Below are 1959 nucleotides of genomic sequence, written 5' to 3' on the forward strand. Positions count from 1 at the left end.
GCCGTCTGAAAATGATTGTTTCAGACGGCCTTCTATTTGCAATTAGTCCTAAACATGACTATAATCCGCATCCAATTAGTCAATATTGAGACCAATTTATGAATCAGCTCGATCAACTCGGTATGCGTATCAGCCATATAGACAGCGCATTTGACCAATGGATTAAACAGCAAAACACCAACTACAATACCTTCGCCGTGCTATATACCTTGGCCACCGAAGGCAGCCGCACTCAAAAATACATAGGCGAAGAATGAAGCCTGCCCAAGCAAACCGTTTCCGGCACATGCAAAACGCTGGCAGAACAAGGCTTGCTGATATTTCACAAAAGCGAACAAGACAAACGCGAACGCTTATTATCGCTGACCGAGCAAGGCAAGAAATCTGCCGCCCCATTGGTGCAAAACATGCAGGAATTCAGCAAACGAATTTTTACCGCCTTCGGTGAAAAACGTGCAGCCCGACTGTTTGCCGATTTGGACGCATTGGCCGAATTAATGGCGCAAACCCTCAATACTAAATAAGGAGGGCAACCATGTGGAAAATGTTGAAACACATCGGTCAAACACACCGCCGCAAACTAATCACAACCTTCTCTCTCGTCGGCTTGGATAATCTGCTCTTGCTGGTATATCCCGTGTTTGGCGGCTGGGCGATTAATGCCGTTATGGAAGGCAACGTCTGGCAGGCAATGTTGTATGGTGTGGTGGTTTTATTAATGTGGATAATCGGTGCCGCCCGCAGGATAGCCGATACGCGCACATTTACCCAGATCTATACTGAAATAGCCGTCCCGGTCGTTTTGGAACAGCGCAAGCGAGAAGTACCGCATTCCGCCATTACTGCACGCGTCGCCCTATCGCGTGAGTTTGTCAGTTTTTTTGAAGAACACCTGCCCATCGCTGCTACTTCGCTGGTCTCCATCTTCGGTGCATGTATGATGTTGCTGATATTGGAATTTCGGGTGGGCGTATTGGCTGTCGCGATACTTGCCCTGTTTTTATGGTTGCTGCCGCGTTTTGCCGCCACCAGCGAAAACCTATATTTCCGTTTAAACAACCGGCTTGAACGCGACAATCACTTTATCCGCGACGGCAACGAACATCAGCTCTACCGCCACTACGGCTGGGTTGCCAAACTACGCGTGCTGATTTCCAACCGCGAAGCCTTAGGCTATCTCAGTATCGGCATAGCGATGAGCATATTGTTCGGCTTCGCCTTTATACACATGACACTTAAAGGCTATGGCAGTGCCGGCCATATCTATTCCGTCAGCACTTATTTATGGATGTTTGCAATGAGCTTGGACGATGTACCGCGCTTGGTCGAACAATACTCCAATTTAAAAGATATCGGACAACGCGTTGAACTCTCGGAAGAAAACAATCTTTCCAAGGCCGTCTGAAACCTTAACACACTATCAGGATATATTATGAGTTGGTTTTATTTAATCTTAGCCGGTATGCTGGAAATCGGCTGGCCATTGGGCTTAAAGCTGGCACAACAGGAAGGCTACCGCTGGCATGGCTTTGCCGCCGCTTTTGCCTGCATCGCCGGTAGCGGATACCTCCTTTACCTTGCCCAAAAAAGTATTCCGATGGGTACAGCCTACGCCGTCTGGACAGGCATAGGCGCGGCAGGGGCATTTTTAGTGGGAGTTGTATTTTTCAACGATGCCGCCAATATCGGCCGCTGGCTCGGCGCATTTCTCATCATCTCCGGCGTCGTAGTGATGAAACTCTCCAGCGGAAACTGAAAATCTCGTTTCTATCCAATCCAAGGCCGTCTGAATATGCTTGTTCAGACGGCCTAATACCTTCCCGAATATAACAAAATCATCTTAAATTAAAACCAAGCATTCTTTCCTTTTTTCAGACGGCCTGTTTAAAGTAGCGACTGTTCATTATTCAAACAATCGGCTATAGCCGTCCCAACAAAGGAAACAAAATGAGCCAAGCC

Annotated in this window: 2 protein-coding genes and 1 pseudogene; all 3 read left to right on the forward strand. The window is 47.8% G+C overall.

What is annotated here, in order from left to right; genetic code table 11:
* Window positions 1-98 precede the first annotated feature (98 nt).
* Window positions 99-524 (forward strand): annotated as a pseudogene (locus ACTHUT_RS19235) (MarR family winged helix-turn-helix transcriptional regulator).
* Window positions 525-535: 11 nt separating this feature from the next.
* A complete protein-coding gene (locus tag ACTHUT_RS19240; protein WP_440374089.1) occupies window positions 536-1405 on the forward strand; it encodes an ABC transporter six-transmembrane domain-containing protein in 870 nt (289 codons plus the stop codon).
* A gap of 27 nt (window positions 1406-1432) precedes the next feature.
* Complete coding sequence (locus ACTHUT_RS19245; protein WP_070646415.1) at window positions 1433-1756, forward strand: DMT family transporter; 324 nt, start codon at window positions 1433-1435, stop codon at window positions 1754-1756.
* Window positions 1757-1959: the final 203 nt, after the last annotated feature.

The sequence above is a fragment of the Neisseria sp. P0022.S010 genome, from assembly GCF_051956635.1.